This window comes from Ectopseudomonas composti (assembly GCF_900115475.1).
Lineage (GTDB): Bacteria > Pseudomonadota > Gammaproteobacteria > Pseudomonadales > Pseudomonadaceae > Aquipseudomonas > Aquipseudomonas composti.
Map to the genome: position 1 here is coordinate 148757 of NZ_FOWP01000004.1, position 18561 is coordinate 167317.

General features: G+C 62.2%; 14 protein-coding genes. 11 read left to right on the plus strand and 3 right to left on the minus strand.

What is annotated here, in order from left to right; genetic code table 11:
- Positions 1–4 precede the first annotated feature (4 nt).
- Both BM059_RS09170 and BM059_RS09175 read right to left on the minus strand, forming a co-directional pair.
- Positions 5–685 (minus strand): cyclic di-GMP-binding domain-containing protein, MshE-related, encoded by a 681-nt coding sequence (locus tag BM059_RS09170; RefSeq protein WP_074938142.1) that lies wholly within the window; start codon positions 683–685, stop codon positions 5–7.
- Positions 686–778: 93 nt separating this feature from the next.
- Positions 779–2620 carry a cation:proton antiporter gene (locus BM059_RS09175; protein WP_074938143.1) on the minus strand — a complete coding sequence of 614 codons (1842 nt, stop codon included), beginning with the start codon at positions 2618–2620 and terminating at the stop codon, positions 779–781.
- Positions 2621–2683: 63 nt separating this feature from the next.
- Between BM059_RS09175 and xerD the strand changes: the two genes are divergently transcribed.
- From xerD to thrC, 4 genes are all read left to right on the plus strand, one after another.
- Positions 2684–3580 (plus strand): site-specific tyrosine recombinase XerD, encoded by an 897-nt coding sequence (xerD, locus tag BM059_RS09180; RefSeq protein ID WP_074938145.1) that lies wholly within the window; start codon positions 2684–2686, stop codon positions 3578–3580.
- Between the two features lie 141 nt (positions 3581–3721).
- Entirely contained in the window at positions 3722–4447 is a 726-nt protein-coding gene (locus BM059_RS09185; protein WP_074938146.1) for a thioredoxin fold domain-containing protein, read from the plus strand.
- 248 nt (positions 4448–4695) lie between these two features.
- A complete protein-coding gene (locus tag BM059_RS09190; RefSeq protein WP_037003062.1) occupies positions 4696–6000 on the plus strand; it encodes a homoserine dehydrogenase in 1305 nt (434 codons plus the stop codon).
- A 57-nt stretch (positions 6001–6057) separates the two neighbouring features.
- Positions 6058–7467, plus strand: a complete 1410-nt coding sequence (gene thrC / locus BM059_RS09195; protein ID WP_074938148.1) for a threonine synthase — start codon at positions 6058–6060, stop codon at positions 7465–7467.
- A 57-nt stretch (positions 7468–7524) separates the two neighbouring features.
- Here thrC and BM059_RS09200 read toward each other — a convergent pair whose 3' ends face one another.
- Entirely contained in the window at positions 7525–7776 is a 252-nt protein-coding gene (locus BM059_RS09200; RefSeq protein WP_074938150.1) for a hypothetical protein, read from the minus strand.
- A gap of 303 nt (positions 7777–8079) precedes the next feature.
- On the opposite strand from BM059_RS09200, the gene bacA reads away from it, so the two are divergent.
- From bacA to BM059_RS09235, 7 genes are all read left to right on the plus strand, one after another.
- Complete coding sequence (gene bacA, locus BM059_RS09205) at positions 8080–8700, plus strand: biofilm formation regulator BacA (RefSeq protein WP_037003067.1); 621 nt, start codon at positions 8080–8082, stop codon at positions 8698–8700.
- A gap of 14 nt (positions 8701–8714) precedes the next feature.
- Complete coding sequence (locus BM059_RS09210; RefSeq protein ID WP_037003069.1) at positions 8715–9410, plus strand: PspA/IM30 family protein; 696 nt, start codon at positions 8715–8717, stop codon at positions 9408–9410.
- A gap of 60 nt (positions 9411–9470) precedes the next feature.
- Entirely contained in the window at positions 9471–10112 is a 642-nt protein-coding gene (locus BM059_RS09215; protein ID WP_037003071.1) for an OB-fold-containig protein, read from the plus strand.
- 78 nt (positions 10113–10190) lie between these two features.
- Positions 10191–12236 (plus strand): flotillin family protein, encoded by a 2046-nt coding sequence (locus BM059_RS09220; protein WP_037003073.1) that lies wholly within the window; start codon positions 10191–10193, stop codon positions 12234–12236.
- A gap of 105 nt (positions 12237–12341) precedes the next feature.
- Positions 12342–12581: a hypothetical protein gene (locus BM059_RS09225; RefSeq protein ID WP_074938151.1), complete on the plus strand. Its 240-nt coding sequence runs from the start codon at positions 12342–12344 to the stop codon at positions 12579–12581.
- Between the two features lie 189 nt (positions 12582–12770).
- Positions 12771–18008 (plus strand): DNA repair ATPase, encoded by a 5238-nt coding sequence (locus BM059_RS09230; RefSeq protein ID WP_074938153.1) that lies wholly within the window; start codon positions 12771–12773, stop codon positions 18006–18008.
- On the plus strand, positions 18005–18553 hold the full coding sequence (locus BM059_RS09235) for a rhomboid family intramembrane serine protease (protein ID WP_037003077.1): 549 nt from the start codon (positions 18005–18007) through the stop codon (positions 18551–18553). Before BM059_RS09230 ends, BM059_RS09235 begins: the two co-directional genes overlap by 4 nt.
- Positions 18554–18561 lie beyond the last annotated feature (8 nt).

The window sequence follows — 18561 nt, forward strand, 5'->3', positions numbered from 1 at the left end:
GCGTTCAAGGAAGCAGGCTGATTTTCAGGCTGGCCTGTGACAGGTCGATGTTGTGCAGGCTCAGGCTGCCGACGCTCTGGCTGGTGGGGGCATCCTTGACGCGGATATTGTCGAAGCGCAGTTCGCCGATGGAGCTGGGCAGGTTGACGTTGAACGAGCCGTCGCTGTTCAGCGTCGAGCGCAGCTTGCCGGTGTCGTAGCGCACATCGCGCAGGCTGGTTTCGGCATCCAGGTTGTCGAGTACCGGCATCACCAGCTTGGCCAGTTGCTTGACCGTGCCGAGGCCGTCGCCGCTTTCCGCGCGCAGCAGCAAGCCTTGCAGGGCATCGTCGAGACCCTGCGCGCTGACTGAGCTCATTTCGTTGTCGCTCAGCGACTGCATGCCGCGCGGTGTTTCATCCTGGCTGATGGTGCTGGGCGGTTGCAGTCGCTGGATGTCGGCGCTGGCCATTTGAAATGGCGTCATCAGCGCCGCCACCAGTGTGGCAGCCAGGCGTAGGTTGCTCTGCTTCTTCAGCGCCTTGCTCAGTTGTTTCTGGGTCAGCAGCCCTTGTTCCACCAACACTTCGCCGAGGCGCTTGTGGCTGGTGAGCTGTACCTGGATGGCAGCATCCAGCTGCGTGGAAGTGATCAGTCCCTTGTTGATCAGAATCTGGCCGAGTCGCGAGTTGACGTGTTGGGACATGAAAGGCTACCAGGAGGGTGATGGCATGGTGGAATCATCGTCCCGCCCGGTCCGCCTGTCACCCAGCCAAAGATAGGCTGGCCGCTCGGGCCTTCATGTGGCTGCGGGTTCTTCCTGCACAGTGGCCTCGGCCGTTGTTTCTTCTGTTTCGATTAGTGCCATCAAGGTCCAGCCGTTTCCGGGGGTGAGGGTCAGGGGTTGCGTGGCGACATGCAGCCAGCCATTCGGCGCACGTGCCAGCAGCAGTGTGGCGCGTTTGCCGTAGCGGGCGTTGTAGGCGTTCCAGTCGAAGGCCTGGGTCAGGGTGGTGCTGCGCACTTCGTCACCACGTGCCAGGCGGCTGGCGAACTGTGGATAGCTCAAGGGCTGGCCGCCCAGCGGCAGCCCGCGCACCTCGTCACTACTGCGGTGTTTGTCGCTGCGTCGCCCGTCGGCGCTGGTGGGTAAGGTAAAGCGCCGGTTGCCGGGGAAGTCGTGACGAAAATGCATGCAGGCCAGCGCGTTGAGTTCTGCCGAGGGCGCCAGTGCCAGCAGGTGGCCCAGGCCAACCAGATCCAGGTGCGCCTCGGCATGTTGCGAGGTCGGGTTGCCGAAGTAGGTGGGCAGGCCGGACATGCGCGCCGCACGAATATTCTCCCAGCTGGAGTCGGTCAGCAGGACCTGGCTGCCCAGACCCTGGATGGCTTTGCCTACCGCTCGCGCAACCGGGTTCGCACCGACGATCAGAAAGCCGCTGGGGGAGGGTTCGGCAACCTTGAGCAGGCGCGCCAATGGGCGCGCGGTCGCGCTCTGCAAAACCACGGTGCCAATGATGACCAGAAAGGTGAGCGGCACCAGCAGCTGAGCCTGTTCATTGCCCTGTTGCTCCAGGCGCAAGGCGAAGATCGCCGAGACCGCGGCAGCGACGATACCGCGGGGTGCGATCCAGGCCAGAAGGGCGCGCTCACGCCAGTTGAGGCTGGAACCCAAGGTGCAGACGGCGATATTCAGTGGGCGTGCGATCAGCTGGATGACCGCGAGCAAGGCTAGCGTTGCCGGGCCCAGTGCCAGCAACGCCTGCAGGTCGAGGCGGGCGGCGAGAATGATGAACAGACCGGAGATCAGCAGTACGCTGAGGTTCTCCTTGAAGTGCAGAATCGGCCTGATATCCACGCCGCGCATGTTGGCCAGCCACATGCCCATCACCGTCACGGCGAGCAGGCCGGACTCATGCACCATCAGGTTGGCTGCGATGAACACGCCCAGTACCGCCGCGAGGGAGGCGAAGTTGTGCAGGTACTCCGGCAACCAGCGCCGCCGCAGGACGATACCGAAGGCCCAGCCTGCGCCTGCGCCCAGCAGGCTGCCACAGGCGATTACCGCGGCGAAGGTGCTCAGGCTCTCGCTCAAGGCGTTGCCTTCTGCGTAGCTGACGATGAAGGCGAAGGTCACCACGGCGAGCAGGGCGCCGATGGGATCGATGACGATGCCTTCCCAGCGCAGGATGTTCGCCACTGACGAGGTGGGTCGGACCACGCGCAGCATGGGGGCGATCACGGTGGGGCCGGTGACTAGGGTGAGTGTGCCGAACAGCAGTGCCAGGTCCCAGGAGAAACCCAACAGGTAATGACTGGCGATGGTGATGACTGCCCAGGTGAGCAGTGCGCCGATGGTCACCAGGCGCTGCACCACCTTGCCGATTTCGCGCCATTCCGACAGGTGCAGGGTCAGGCTGCCTTCGAACAGGATCAGTGCCACGGCAAGGGAAATGAACGGAAACAGCAGTGGGCCGAACAGTTCCTGCGGATCGAGCATGCCCAGCAGCGGGCCGGCAAGAATGCCGCCGAACAGCAGAAACAGGATGGCTGGCAGGCGCAGGCGCCAGGCCAGCCATTGACTGGCCAGGGCCAGCAGACCGATGCCGCCCAGGCTTAGCAGGATATGTGTTTCGCTCATTGGATCTCCCTATCGCGGTGGGGCTGTGGAACACTGGCGTGCATATTTCGTCATGGACCTTCGATGGCAACGTTAACTCATCCTCTGATCGAGCGCTTCCTCGAAGCCCTGTGGTTGGAAAAGGGGCTCTCGGCCCACACTCAGGCCGCCTATCGCAGTGATCTGGAGCACTTCAACGCTTGGCTCGACGCGCGCAACTTGGCACTGCAGCATATCGCTCGTGATGCCATTCTCGATCACCTGGCCTGGCGGCTCGAGCAGGGCTATCAGGCGCGCTCCACTGCGCGTTTTCTCTCGGGGTTGCGTGGCTTCTACCGTTTTCTGCTGCGTGAAACGCTGATCAACGAAGACCCGACACTGCAGATCGAACTGCCGCAAATCGGTCGGCCATTGCCCAAGTCGTTGTCCGAAGCGGATGTCGAAGCGCTGCTGCAGGCGCCGGACCTGGATGACCCTATCGGCCTGCGTGATCGCGCCATGCTCGAGGTGCTTTACGCCTGTGGTTTGCGGGTCAGTGAGCTGGTCGGTCTGACGCTGGAGCAGGTCAATCTGCGTCAGGGCGTGCTGCGCGTGTTCGGCAAGGGCAGCAAGGAGCGTCTGGTGCCGTTGGGTGAAGAGGCCATCGCCTGGATCGAGCGCTACATGCGCGAGGCGCGCCCATTGCTGCTGGGCGGCAAACCCAGCGATGTGCTGTTTCCCAGTCTGCGCGGCGAGCAGATGACCCGACAGACCTTCTGGCACCGCATCAAGCACCAGGCGCAGGTTGCGGGTATCAGCAAGGCGTTGTCGCCGCACACGCTGCGCCATGCTTTTGCCACACATCTGCTCAATCATGGCGCTGACCTGCGCGTGGTGCAGATGCTGCTTGGACACAGTGACCTGTCTACCACGCAAATCTATACCCACATCGCGCGCGCGCGCCTGCAGGAGCTGCATGCGCAGCACCACCCGCGCGGTTGAGCTGCCGGTCGTACCCCCTCTCCCGCCCTTCGGGCACCCTCTCCCATGAATGGGAGAGGGTCATCGGAAGGCCGCGGAGCGGCCGCTATTTATGGTAGGCTGTGGCGATTTTCACTGGTCCGTCGTTCGACAGGAGTGTTCATGTCCCTGACCCGTATTTCCCTTGCTCTGGCGGTCGCGCTGGGCAGTAGCGTCGCTCTGGCTGCCGACCCCGATCAGGTCATTCGTCAGTCGCTCAAATCGCTCGACGCCAACCTGCCGATCGAGGCCATTGCCGAGAGTCCGATGACCGGTATTTACCAGGTGCAGCTGGAGGGGGGGCGTCAGCTCTACACCAGCGCCGATGGTCAGTTCCTGATCCAGGGCTATCTATTCCAAGTCAAGGACGGCAAGGCCGTGAACCTGACCGAGATCGAAGAAAGCCGCGCGGTGGCTCAACAGATCAACGCTATTCCGGCCAAGGAAATGGTGGTGTTCGCGCCGAAGGCGCCGAAGACCCATATCACCGTGTTCACCGACACCGACTGTGGCTACTGCCAGAAGCTGCACAGCGAAGTGCCGGAGCTCAACCGGCTGGGCGTCGAAGTGCGTTATGTCGCCTTCCCGCGTCAGGGCATGAACAGCCCGGCGGCCAAGGAGCTGGTCAGCGTCTGGTGCGCCAAGGATCAGCAGGAAGCGATGAATCGCGCCAAGACCCGCCAGAGCGTAGCTGAGGCGACCTGTGATAACCCGGTGGCCAAGCAGTACCAGCTCGGCCAGATGATCGGGGTCAACGGCACGCCGGCCATTGTCCTGGCCAACGGCAAGATGATTCCGGGTTACCAGCCGGCGCCGCAGCTGGCCAAGATTGCGCTGGAGTCGAACTAAGAACCTATCCACGACCTGCTGCGCGTCGGCTCTGCTGCGTTAAAAACAGGCTCGGAATGCTCATTTACAATTCGTAAACTGCGCTTCCTCGCCTGTTTTTGCCTTGCATAGCTCTAGCTCGCGAGGTCGTGAATAGGTTCTGTGCACCGTGGATTGACTAACAAACAGCCGCTTCGTAAGGTGCGGCTCTTTATCTGCGGCCGGGGCATGCTCCGGCCGTTTCGTGCAGTGCGGATGGGGAATTGAGTGTGAAGCCGGTCAAAGTGGGCATCTGTGGGTTGGGCACCGTCGGTGGCGGTACTTTGAATGTACTCAAGCGTAATGCCGAGGAGATTACTCGGCGCGCCGGTCGCGGCATCGAGATTGCCCAGATCGCCATTCGTTCGCCCAAGCCGCAGTACGACACCACCGGCATTGCCATGACCAGCGATGTGTTCGAACTGGTCAACAACCCTGAGATCGACATCGTCATCGAGCTGATCGGCGGCTATACCCTGGCCAAGGAGCTGGTACTCAAGGCCATCGAAAATGGCAAGCATGTCGTCACTGCCAACAAAGCGCTGATCGCCGTGCACGGTAACGAGATTTTCGCCAAGGCGCGCGAGAAGGGCGTGATCGTCGCGTTCGAAGCCGCCGTGGCTGGCGGTATTCCGGTGATCAAGGCGATCCGTGAAGGCCTGTCGGCCAACCGTATCAACTGGCTGGCGGGCATCATCAATGGCACCGGCAACTTCATCCTCACCGAAATGCGCGAGAAGGGTCGTGCTTTCGAGGACGTGCTCAAGGAAGCGCAGGCACTGGGTTATGCTGAGGCCGATCCGACCTTCGACGTTGAGGGTATCGACGCGGCGCACAAGCTGACCATCCTGGCGTCCATCGCTTTCGGCATCCCGCTGCAGTTCGACAAGGCCTACACCGAAGGCATCACCAAGCTGACCACCGCTGACGTGAACTACGCCGAGGCGCTGGGCTATCGCATCAAGCATCTGGGTGTGGCTCGCCGCACCGAGGCGGGTATCGAGCTGCGCGTGCACCCGACGCTGATTCCGGCCGATCGCCTGATCGCCAACGTCAACGGCGTAATGAACGCGGTGATGGTCAATGGCGATGCGGTTGGCAGCACCCTGTACTACGGCGCTGGCGCCGGCATGGAGCCAACTGCTTCGGCGGTGGTGGCCGACCTGGTGGACGTGGTGCGTGCGCTGACCACCGATCCGACCAACCGCGTACCGCACCTGGCCTTCCAGCCGGATTCGCTGTCCGATCATCCGATCCTGCCCATCGAAGAGTGCGAGAGCGCCTACTACCTGCGCATCCAGGCCAAGGATCATCCGGGCGTACTGGCGCAAGTGGCGAGCATCCTCTCCGAGCGCGGCATCAACATCGAGTCGATCATGCAGAAGGAAGTCGAGGAGCAGGACGGCTTGGTGCCGATGATCCTCGTGACCCATCGCGTGGTCGAGGCGCGTATCATCGAGGCCATCGCCGCCATGGAAGCGCTGGATGGCGTGACCTCGCCGGTCATGCGTCTGCGCGTCGAACAGCTCAACTAATCCCGTGTCCACCCGTAGGCGCAGGCTTGCGGGTGCAGTCGAACGAAGGTTTATCCCATGCGCTATATCAGTACCCGCGGCCAGGCGCCGGCCCTGAATTTCGAAGATGTGCTGCTGGCTGGCCTGGCCAGCGATGGCGGCCTCTACGTGCCGGAAAATCTGCCGCGCTTCACCGTCGAGGAAATCGCTTCCTGGGCGGGCCTGCCGTACCACGAGCTGGCTTTCCGGGTGATGCGCCCGTTCGTTGCCGGCTCCATCGCTGACGCCGATTTCAAGAAGATCCTCGAAGAAACCTACAGTGTATTCGAGCACAACGCTGTCGCGCCGCTGCGCCAGCTCAACGGCAACGAGTGGGTGCTGGAGCTGTTCCACGGCCCGACCCTGGCGTTCAAGGATTTCGCCCTGCAACTGCTCGGTCGCCTGCTCGATCACGTGCTGGCCAAGCGCGGCGAGCGCGTGGTGATCATGGGCGCCACCTCTGGTGATACCGGCTCGGCGGCCATCGAAGGCTGCAAGGCCTGCGACAACGTCGACATCTTCATCATGCACCCGCACAACCGCGTGTCCGAGGTGCAGCGCCGGCAGATGACCACCATCCTCGGTGAGAACATCCACAACATCGCCATCGAAGGTAACTTCGATGACTGCCAGGAGATGGTCAAGGCCAGCTTCGCCGACCAAGGCTTCCTCAAGGGCACGCGTCTGGTGGCAGTCAACTCGATCAACTGGGCGCGGATCATGGCCCAGATCGTCTACTACTTCCACGCTGCGCTGCAGCTCGGCGCGCCGGCGCGTTCCATCGCTTTCTCGGTGCCGACCGGTAACTTTGGCGACATTTTCGCCGGCTACCTGGCGCGCAACATGGGCCTGCCGGTCAGCCAGCTGATCGTCGCCACCAACCGCAATGACATCCTGCACCGCTTCATGAGCGGCAATCAGTACGTCAAAGAGACCTTGCACGCGACGCTGTCGCCGTCGATGGACATCATGGTTTCGTCCAACTTCGAGCGCCTGCTGTTCGACCTGCATGGCCGCAATGGCGCCGCCATCGCCAGTCTGATGGACAGCTTCAAGCAGGGTGGCGGTTTCAGTGTCGACGAAGATCGCTGGGTCGAGGCGCGCAAGCTGTTCGACTCGCTGGCGGTGAATGACGAACAGACCTGTGAAACCATTACCGAGGTGTACGAGGAGTGCGGCGAGCTGCTCGACCCGCATACCGCAATCGGCGTGCGTGCCGCGCGTGAGTGCCGTCGCAGCCTGTCGACGCCGATGGTGGTGCTGGGTACCGCGCATCCGGTGAAGTTCCCCGAGGCGGTGGAAAAGGCCGGTATCGACGCCGTTCCGGCGTTGCCGGCGCATCTGACTGATCTGTTCCAGCGCGAAGAGCGCTGCACGGTACTGGCCAACGACCTGAAGGCCGTACAGCAGTTCGTCGCGGCTCATGGCAATCGCGGCAAGCCGCTCTGAGGTATCCGCTTCGACGAAACCGGCGCCCCAGTGGCGCCGGTTTCGTTTGTGCCTGGTTTAGAGGGTGAAGATCAGCGCCAGTAGCGCCATCAGTATGATCAGTACCAGCCAGATCAGGGCATTGAGGCGGCTGGCGCGAAGGATGGCGGCGCCGCGCAGGTGCACGGGCGGGTTGTCCTCCAGGTACTGGTCGATGCGGTGTTCGGCTTCCTTCTGGTCATCTCCGAGGTATTCGCTCAGCAGGTCGATGGCTGCCTGGCGTTGATTGGCATGCACAAGCTGGCGCACGGCAGGTGGAAGTTCGTTCATGGCGCTACCTGTCTCCTGGGCTGGCTGAGCGGGGTCATAAGTGCGACCCGGTTAGCGTTTTTTTCCGTGCGCAGCGAAGGCGCCTGAGGTTTAATTCGACACTTCGCGAATGGATGCGTTTGGCCGAATCAAGGACGAGCCTGGGTGCCTGCCTCTTTTCTTTCCATCCCTATCTGTTCTTCGGCTGTTCTTCGGCTGTTTTGCGCTGAGGATTGCGCCTGCGTGTTCATCTGACGAACGGCATCACATTTATCACATGTGATTACTTTACATGCTCACATGTAAGGGTCTAGGCTGCGATTCATGGACAACAAATCATCAGCCCATTACCAGCGTCTTTATCGTCAGCGTCTGCGTGAGCAGGGGTTGGTCAAGAAGGAAGTCTGGATATTGCCCGAGCATGCACCGCTTTTGGTCGCGTTCGAGCGCAAACTGCGCCAGCCACAGTCACTGCTGGCTTCGATGGAGAAGGAGGAGGGTATGAGCATGCCTCAAGTTTGGACCGCCCAAGCGTTGCATGAAGCGCTGGCGGCAACGGAACTGTTCCAAAGCGGGCAGGCCGGCATCGAGCTGATTCAAGGCGCCGACGCCAGCCTGCACATCACCATGCGTGAATACGGTGACCTGCCGCTGTTCATCGCCGTATTCGGCGAGCAGATCATCGTCGAAGCGCTGCTCTGGCCGGCGGCGGACGTCAAGGATATTGCGGCTTTCAACGAAGAAGTGTTGCGCACCCACAAGCTGTTCCCGCTGTCGTCCATCGGCCTGGAAAAAATGGTCGACGGGCGTGACTGCTACACCATGTTCGGTGCGCTGAGTTCGTCCTCGACCTTGTCTGACGTAGTGTTCGAGATCGAGCTGCTGGCGGACAACGTGATCAAGGCCACCGAAGCCTATGAAGGCTTTCTCAAGACCAGCGCCTGAGAGGAGATAAGACGATGAATGTCTGGAGCAAAATGCTGACGGCGCTGCGTGGCGGCGCCAACGAAGTGGGTGAAGCGGTAGTCGATAGCCAGGCCCTGCGCATCCTCGATCAGGAAATCCGCGACGCCGATGTCGAGCTGCGCAAGTCCAAGGAAGCGCTGGCCGAGATCATGGCCAAGCAGAAACTGGCCAGCGACAAGGTCAACAAAAGTGCAGCGAGCATCGGCGAGTACGAACAGTACGCGCTGAAGGCGCTGGAAGCCGGCAACGAAACCCTGGCCAAGGAAGTGGCCGAGAAGATCGCCAATCTGGAAATCGAGCAGGCCAGTGAGCGCGAGCAGGCCGAAGGCTTCGCCGCCAGCGTGGCGCAACTGCGCAAGGCCGTGACCCAGGCCGAGGGCAATATCAAGCGCCTCAAGCAGCAGGTGGATACGGTCAAGGCCACCGAAAGCGTGCAGAAGGCGCAGATGGCCGTGGCCCAGCGCTACGGTGGCTCCCAGGCCAAGCTACAGACGGCGGTCGAGTCGCTCGAGCGGATCAAGCAGAAGCAGGCCGAGCGCGCGGCGAAGATGGAGGCCTCGGCTGAACTGGCTGCCACCAGCGCACCAGACGATTCGTTGGAAGCCAAGCTGCGCGCAGCCGGTATCAAGGCTGATAACGCCAGTGCCGACAGCGTGCTGGCGCGCTTGAAGGACAAATCCAAGGCTTGATCCTGGTGTGAAAGACACGGGGCGTTCGCGCCCCGTTTCCCTGATTCGGGAAAGGAAAAAATGGAACTCTTCCTGCAGACTTCGCTGTCATTCCCCACTGCCATCTACAGCTTTCTGCTGTGTGTGGCGGTCATCTATTGGCTGGTCGTCGCAGCTGGCCTGCTCGAGGTCGACCTGCTCGACGTCGAAGCCGACTCCATGATGGAAGGCAGTGGCCAGACCGAAGGCCTCGCCGGCCTGCTCTACAAGCTCAAGCTCGATGGTGTGCCGGTTACCCTGGTGCTGACGCTGCTGTTCTTCTTTGCTTGGTTCGCCTGCTATTTCATCGAGCTGTGGCTGCTGCGTCACCTGCCGCTGGGCATTCTGCGCTACCCGCTGGGGCTGGTGGTCATCGCTGGCGCCTTCGTGCTGGCTGCACCGCTGTGTGCGGCGATTTGCCGACCGCTGCGCCCGCTGTTTCACAAGGTCGAGGCGATCAGCAGCAAATCGGTGCTGGGGCAAGTGGCGGTGGTGCGCAGTGGTCGCGTTACCGACAGTCATGGCGAGGCTGTATTGGAGGATGGCGGCGCGGGTTTGATCCTGCGGGTACGTGCCGCCGAAGCAGCTGGATTCAAGCGTGGTGACCGCGTGGTGCTTCTGGAGTATCTGGCAGCCGAGCATGCCTATCGAGTGATTACCGAAGAAGAGTTCCGCGGCGTTTAGCCAACCAATCGTACGTAACAGAGGGCTGGCAGGGTATGCCGAACCTGCCTGCACAATTAGTAAAGGAGTAGAGCTGTAATGGAAAACGTTATTCCCTTCATCATCGGAGCGGGGCTGGTCGTCCTCTTCGTGATCGCCCTGATCGCCCTGTTCAAGGCCTTCTATATCAAGGTTCCGCAAGGCACTGCGCTGATCGTCAACGACATGAGCTCGACGCCCAAGGTGCACTTCACCGGATCTCTGGTGTACCCGGTGATTCACCTCAAGGAGTTCATGAAGATCTCCCTGATCACCCTGGAGGTCGACCGCCGTGCCAAGGACGGGCTGATCTGCCGCGACAACATGCGTGCCGACATCACCGTGGCCTTCTACCTGCGCGTCAACGAGACCCAGGAAGACGTGCTCAAGGTCGCCAAGGCCATCGGTGTGGAGCGTGCCTCCGATCGCGCCGCGGTGAACGAGCTGTTCAACGCCAAGTTCTCCGAAGCACTGAAGACCGTCGGCAAGCAATTCGATTTCGTTCAGCTGTTCGAGAATCGCCAAGACTTCCGTGATCGTATCGTCGAGGTGATTGGCAACGATCTCAATGGTTATGTGCTCGAAGATGTGGCCATCGACTATCTGGAGCAGACCTCAAAGGCGTCCCTGGATCCGAGCAACATCCTCGATGCTGAAGGTATCCGCAAAATCACCGAGCTGACTGCCGCACAGAACGTCATCACCAACGAACTGGAGCGTAACGAAGAGCTGGCGATCAAGAAGAAGAACGTCGAGACCCGCGAGGCGACCCTGTCGCTGGAGCGTCAGCAGGCCGATGCCGAGGCTCGCCAGAAACGCGAGATCGAGACTATTCAGGCCCGTGAGGAAGCGGAAACCCTGAAGGTGCGCGAGGAAGAGCGTCTGAAGGCCGAGCAGGCGCGTATCCAGACTCAGCAGGAGCTGGACATCCGCGCCGAGAATCACCAGCGCGAAGTGGAAGTGGCTCAGCAGAACCGCCAGCGTGCCGTGGTCATCGAGGTGGAAAAAGTCACCCGTGCCAAGGACCTGGAAGTGGTCTCCCGCGAGCGCGAAGTCGAGTTGCAGCGCATCGAGAAGGAAAAGGCGCTGGAGGAAGAGCGCAAGAATATCGCTGGCGTGATTCGCGAGCGCGTCGCGGTCGAGAAGACCGTGGCTCAGGAAGAAGAACGCATCAAGGAAGTGCGTGAAGTGTCCGAGGCCGAGCGCATGAAGCAGGTCACCGTGCTCAATGCGCAAGCCGAAGCCGAGCAGGAACTGGTGCGCCAGGTCAAGCAGGCCGAAGCCGACGAAACCCGCTCCAAGCACAAGGCTGTGGAAATCAACAACCTGGCCCAGGCCGAGCTGGAAGCGGCGGCCAAGAGCGCCGAGGCCAAGAAGAAAATGGCCGAAGGGATCGAAGCCGAGCGCGCCGCACCAGGCCTGGCCGATGCACGTGTGCGTGAAGTCACCGCTGCCGCCAAGGAGAAGGAAGGGCTGGCCGAGGCCCGCGTGCAGGCCGAGCGCCTGATCGCCGAAGCCAAGGGCGAGCAGGAAAAAGGTCTGGCGCTGGCACGTGTCACCGAAGCGCAAGCGGCTGCCAAGGAAAAAGACGGCCTGGCCGACGCCAAGGTGCTGGAAGAGAAACTCGGCGCCCAGGCGCGCGGCGAAGAGCAACTCGGCACTGCCAAGGCCAAGGCCACCCAGGACCTGGGCATGGCCGAGGCGCAGGTGCTGCTGGAGCGTCTGAACGCCGAAGCCGAAGGTCTGGGCAAGAAGTTCGGTGCTCTCGACGCGCTCAGCGACAATGCTCGCCAGCACGAAGAGTTCCGCATGCAGCTGGAGAAGAGCTTCGAGGAAGCCATGGCTGCCATCGCCGCCAACAAGGAAATCGCCAAGGATCAGGCCGAGGTGCTGGCCACCGCGCTGGCCAAGGCGAAGATCGAGATCGTCGGCGGCGAAGGCGACTTCTTCAACTCTTTCGCCAAGTCGCTATCGGTGGGCAAGGCCATCGAAGGTGTGGTCGGCAAGAGCCCGGTGGTGCAGGACGTACTGTCGCGCCTGCTGGCTGGCAAGGCCGCACCGGCCGCACCGGTCGTCGCACCGAGCACAGGCCCGGAGCAGGCCTGAGCGCCCTGTCTGTAGGGTGGGCTTCAGCCCACCATTGCAGAGTGGTAGTGACTTCAGCCACGCCGCTACATGACCACCTACTTTCGACCAAACAGGGAATACGTGATGTCAGAGCCAAGAGATTATCTGGAGATGACCTTCCGTTCGATCCAGTGCTTCAGCAAAGACGGGCGCCTGGACGCGCAGGAGCTCAAGAGCTTGCTGGAAATCGCCGAGCGCGATGGTGTGATCGACGATAACGAGGTGCGGGTGCTGCGCAAGATCATCGCCCAGGTGCGCCCCGAAGAGATTGACTCGGCGCTGCGCGACAAGATCGCCATCGTCGAGAAGAAGATCGGCGCATAGCAGCTGGCTGCGCTTGCTCACCCTGCGAACGCTCCCTGCTTGTAGGGTGGGCTTCAGCCCACCAAGTTGGCCTTGAATGGTGAGCCAAAGCGGAGAGCCACCCGGCCCCTGCGCGGATGCCGCCCAGCCCAACCTGCCAGCCCTTCTCCAGAGGGGCGCTTTAGACGCAGCAGATTCAGGATGACTACGATGTCGGACGCACACACACAGGACGTATTGGACAAGGCCGTCGCCGAAGGTGGCGCCTACGAGGTGCTGCACAGGCGCCTGCAGGAGCAGGGCCAGCGCCTGCGCAGTTTGACCGAAGCGCTCAATGGTCAGCGTCTGGCCGAGTTTGGCAGTAGCGCGATGGAGGCCATCGGGCGGGTGCGCATCCGCACCGAGAACAACTGCATCGCCCGCGATATCGTCCAGGTCGGCGAGTGCCTGCTGTTCGGCTACAACGTGTTCATCGGCCTGAAGAAGGAAACCCACGTCGCCGACGTGTTCTCCCTCTACCGACTGGTGGAAAACGCCGAAGGCTACGACGCCGAGCCGGTACCGCTGAACGGCAGCTTCCTGGCCCAGGCCAGCTTCGTCGCAGACTTCAACGAGCTGTATACCTACTACAAGAACACCCGCCTGCTGCAACTGGCCATTCGTGACGGCAAGCTGCTGGCGAGCTTCCAGATCGGTGAGCGAATCACCGACATCCGCGTGTTCCGTTGGTCGATCTCCACCGACGGCAAGGATGTCCGCTACATCGATAACCGCGGTGAGCGCGATATCGCGCTGCCGGCGCCGTTCGACTTCGAATGGCAGAAGACTACCCGCGAGATGGTGGTCATGGGCCGCCATCCGCACGTCAACATCCTCGACACCGTGTTCATCGAAACCGTCGGTGGCGACCTGACCATCAAGGTCGAGAACAACACCCAGGACGGCCAGGGTATCTACCGCGAAGCGGTGGTCGACAAGACCCAGTCGCTGGACGACGCACAGATCGAATACGCCCGCCTGGGCAGCCTGATCCTGCTCAAGGTGCTGCCGTACCGCGAAGAGCAGTGGCGTTACCTGGTATTCAACAGCCTGACCCGCCAGGTCGAGCGTATCGATGCCATCGGCCTGGCCTGCGTACAGCTGCCGGAAGACCACGGCATCATCTTTCCCGGTGGTTATTACCTGCAGAACGGCGAGCACAAGACCTTCGAACAATCGATGGTCGGTATGCGCTTCAAGCGCTCGGTGCGCTCGCCCAACGGCGAGGACGTGCAGTACATCTTCTATCACCCGGAAGAAGGCCGCGCGGCGCTGTTCACTTACAACATGATCAACCGCCAGTTGCACAACCCGATCTTCGGCCACGGCTACGCACGCCTGGAAGACGGGCGCATGGTGATCTTCTCCGCCGAGGGCAGCGAGCCGACCCGCATCCACCCGATGCAGATCTGGCAGACGCCGTTCGAGAGCGAGGATTACGCCGCCCGCCAACCGGCGCGCAGCGGTTTCTTCGGGCGTATTGGCAACGCCGAACTGGTGCGCGGCGTATCCGATCTGCTCAACCTCAGCCGTGAGATCGACAGTCGTGAAGTGTCGGTGGAACGCTACACCCAGCTGTGTCAGAACACCCGCCGCCTGTTCGACGTCTACCACTGGCTGGGCGACGCCCAATGCGCCGAGCTGGCGCCGCTGCTGCGTGAAGTGGCGGCCACTTCCGAGTTGGTATTGGATGAGTTCGAGAAGGTCGAGAGCATTCGCCAGCAGTCCAGCCGGGCCATGGCCGAGGCCGAGTCGCGGCAGAAGAGCCTGCTCTCGGGCCTGCTGGTGGACAGCTGGGATGAGGTGCAGCACTTCGTCGAGGCGCTCAACGCCATCACCGCGCAGCGCGGCCAGTTGCTGACCATCCGCGACTACCGCTACATCGACGTGGCGCGTATCGACGCCATGGAAACCGAGCTGCTCGAAGCCCAGGAGCGCGTGGCCACGGCCACCTCCGCCTTCCTCGCCAGCGACGCCGCGCTGCAGCCCTACGTGCAGCGCCTGAGCGAACTGGACGGCCTGGCGCAGAAGGCCGAGACCGTCACCCAACTGAATGAGCCGCTGGTCGAGATGCAGGAGATGGCCGGCAACCTCGATATGCTGTCGAGCCTGATGGCCTCGCTGAAGATCGACGATGCCACCCAGCGCACGCGCATCGTCGAGTCGATTTCCGAAGTCTACGCTCGGCTCAACCAGGCCAAAGCGCGTGCCGAGCAGCGGCGCAAGGGCCTGGGTTCGGCCGAGACCGTGGCGCAGTTCGGCGCCCAGTTCAAACTGTTCAGCCAGGGCATCACCAACGCCCTGGCGCTGGCCCAGGACCCGGAGAAGTGCGACGAGCAGTCGTCGCGCCTGCTGGTGCAGCTCGAAGAGCTGGAAAGCCAGTTCGGCGACCAGGAGCAGTTCCTCAGCGACATCCTCGGCAAGCGCGAAGAACTGCTGGAAACCTTCGAGGCACACAAGCAGAGCCTGCTCGACGAGCGTCAGCGGCGCGCTCAGGGTGTGCTCGATGCTGCCCAGCGCATCCTCGACAGCCTGAGCCGGCGCACCGCGCGCCTGACCCAGATGGAGGAACTCAACGCCTTCTTCGCCGCCGACCCGCTGATTCTCAAGCTGCGCGAAATGGCCGAACGCCTGCGCGAGCTCAAGGACAGCGTCAAGGCCGACGATGTCGAGGCGCGTTTGAAGGCTGCCCGTGACCAGGCGGTGCGCGCCCTGCGTGACAAGAGCGAGCTGTTCGAAGAGGGCGGCAACGTCATCAAGCTCGGCCCGCGCCACCGTTTCAGCGTTAACACCCAGGAACTCGATCTGACCCTGATGCCGCGCGGCGACGGCCTGTATCTGCACCTGACCGGTACCGACTTTCTCGAACCGCTGCGCGATGAGATCCTGGAGGGCTTGCGCGACTACTGGCAGGTGTCGCTGGAGTCCGAATCGCCTGCGCTGTATCGCGCAGAATACCTCGCCGGGCTGGTGCTGGACGCCGCACTGGGTGGGCGTGAAGGGTTGACCCTGGATCTGCTCAAGACCCATCTGGCGCAGCCGGATGACCTGACCCGCTTGATCCGCGACTTTGCCGCGCCGCGCTACAAGGATGCCTACGAGAAGGGTATTCATGACCACGATGCCGCGCTGATCCTGATCCAACTGCTGCCGCTGCGCGAAAGTGCTGGGCTGCTGCGTTACGCGCCAGCCGCGCGGGGCTTTGCCGCGTTGTTCTGGAACCGCTGGGGGCAGGATATCGAGGCCGAGCTGTGGCCGGAGCGTGCGCGCAGCAGCCTGCACCTGCGGCAGATGTTCGGCAGTGAAGGCGGCGTGCAGCGCCTGCAGGAAGAGATCGCAGTAGCCATGCAGCGCTTCCTCGCTCAGCACCCGTTGGCGGTGACTGCGGCGCAGCGCCAGGCAGCCGCGGCCTACCTGGTCGAGGAGCTGGCGGCCAAGCCCATCGAGTTCACCTTCAGCAAGTACGCCCGGCAACTGCTCGACACCCTGCAGCAGCGTATGCAGGCCAGTCATGTCTGGGACGACTACCGCGCTGCCTTGGACAACCTGCGCGGCCGGCCGGTGCAGCGCTGGTCGCTGGCGCAGACCTGGCTCGAAGGCCTGTGCGCGCAGGACGCCGCCATGGCCGAGCTGGCCGACTATGTGCCCGAGGCGATCGCCATCAGTCTGCTGGACGACGACTTCCCGCGCCGCTTCACCGAGGTCGACCTACGTTTCACCGTCAGCGGCCTGCTCGGCGACCATCCGCGTGTGCAGGACGGCGCCCTGGTGCTGGCCATCGACGATTACTTTGCTCGCCTGCAGCAGCATCTGGACGACTTCGTACCGCAGTTGCAGCGCTACCAGACGCTGCGCCAGGAGGTCATCAACCGCGAGCGCCAGGCCCTGCGCCTGAGCGAGTTCAAGCCACGGCCGCTGTCGTCCTTCGTGCGTAACAAGCTGATCAACGACGTGTACCTGGGTTTCATCGGCGATAACCTGGCCAAGCAGATGGGCACCGCCGGCGAGAACAAGCGCACCGACCTGATGGGCCTGTTGATGCTGATTTCGCCGCCCGGCTACGGCAAGACCACGCTGATGGAATACGTGGCGCATCGCCTGGGGCTGATCTTCATGAAGATCAACGGCCCGGCGCTCGGCCACGAGGTGCGTTCCATCGACCCGGCGCAGGCGCCGGACGCTACCTCGCGCCAGGAACTGGAGAAACTTAACCTGGCGCTGGAAATGGGCAACAACGTGATGCTCTATGTCGATGACATCCAGCACACCCACCCGGAATTTCTGCAGAAATTCATCTCGCTGTGCGACGGCACACGGCGCATCGAAGGCGTGTGGAAGGGCAAGACCAAGACCTACGACATGCGTGGCAAGAAGTTCTGCGTGGTGATGAGCGGCAACCCGTACACCGAGTCCGGCGATGTGTTCAAGATCCCCGATATGCTCGCCAACCGGGCCGACATCTACAACCTCGGTGATACCCTGGGTGGCATGCAGGAAGCCTTCGCGCTGTCCTACATCGAGAACAGCCTGACTTCCAACCCGGTGCTGGCGCCGCTGGCCACTCGCGACATGGCCGACGTCTACCGTTTCGTCGCCAAGGCCGAGGGCAAGCCGTTCTCGGCCAACGAGCTGAGCCACACCTACAGCACTGCCGAGATCAACGAGATCAGTTCTACCCTGCAGCGTTTGATGCAGGTGCGTGACGTGGTCGGTCGGGTCAACCAGCAGTACATCGTCAGCGCTGCGCAGGCCGACAGCTACCGCACCGAGCCGCCGTTCAAGCTGCAGGGCAGCTACCGCAACATGAACAAGATGGCCGAGAAGATCAGCGCGGTGATGAACGACGCCGAGCTACTGCAACTGATCGCCGATCACTACCAGGGCGAGTCGCAACTGCTCACTACCGGTGCTGAGGAAAACCTGCTCAAGCTCGCCGAGCTGCGTGGCAACCAGACGCCCGAACAGGTCGAGCGCTGGGCACAGATCAAGCGTGACTTTATGCGCAACAAGGCCATGGGTGGCAGCGACAGCGATGTCGGTGGCCGCATGGTTGCGCAGCTCAATGATCTGGTGGAGAGCGTGCGTGGTCTGGGCGCGGGCAAGCCGGCCGTTGAGTCGCCGAGTATTCCTTGGGAGCAACTGCTGGCCGGGCTGGACAACCTCGGCAAGCTGCGTCCGCAGGTGGAGGTGGTTGCGCCGCCGCAGTCGGGCACGCAAAAATTGCTCGAGAACCTGGCCGATAGCCTGGAGAACAGCTTCCTGCCGCTGATCAAGGCGATGGACAAGAAGATCGATATCGACTTGCGTACCCACAATCGCATGCTGGAAATCTCCACCCAACTGCGCGACCTTGGCACGTTGCTTGGGCAGGAGCAGCGCAGTGACGTCTCGGATAACGAGGCGCCGTGAGACGAGGTTGGTTCGCCGAGCTGCGTCCGCTGCTGGTGATCAGCGGCGTGATGCTGCTGGTGCAACTGGTCAATGGCGCCCTCGGAGGCGCCTTGAATGTCTGGGGACTGGTGCCTCGGCATATCGAGGCGCTGCCCGGCATTCTTTTTGCGCCCTGGCTGCATGGCAGCTGGGCGCATCTACTGAGCAACCTCAGTGGCCTGTTGGTACTCGGCAGCCTGGTGCTGCTGCGTTCGCGCCGCGATTTCTTCTTCGCCAGTGCCTTCATCATCATCGGCAGTGGCGTGCTGGTCTGGCTGTTTGGCCGCACCGGCCTGCATGTCGGCGCCAGTGGCTGGTTGTTCGGCTTCTGGGGACTGTTGTTGGCAAGGGCCTGGTTCGAGCGCAGCCTGCTTGACCTGTTGCTCGCCGTGCTGGTGTTCTTCCTCTACGGTGGTTGGTTCTTTGGCCTGCTGCCGCGCGCTGGGGTTTCCTTCGAATACCACCTGGCGGGGGCTTTTTGTGGCGTTTTATATGCCGCGTTGAGCCGCCGCACACATCGATAAAAGGGACT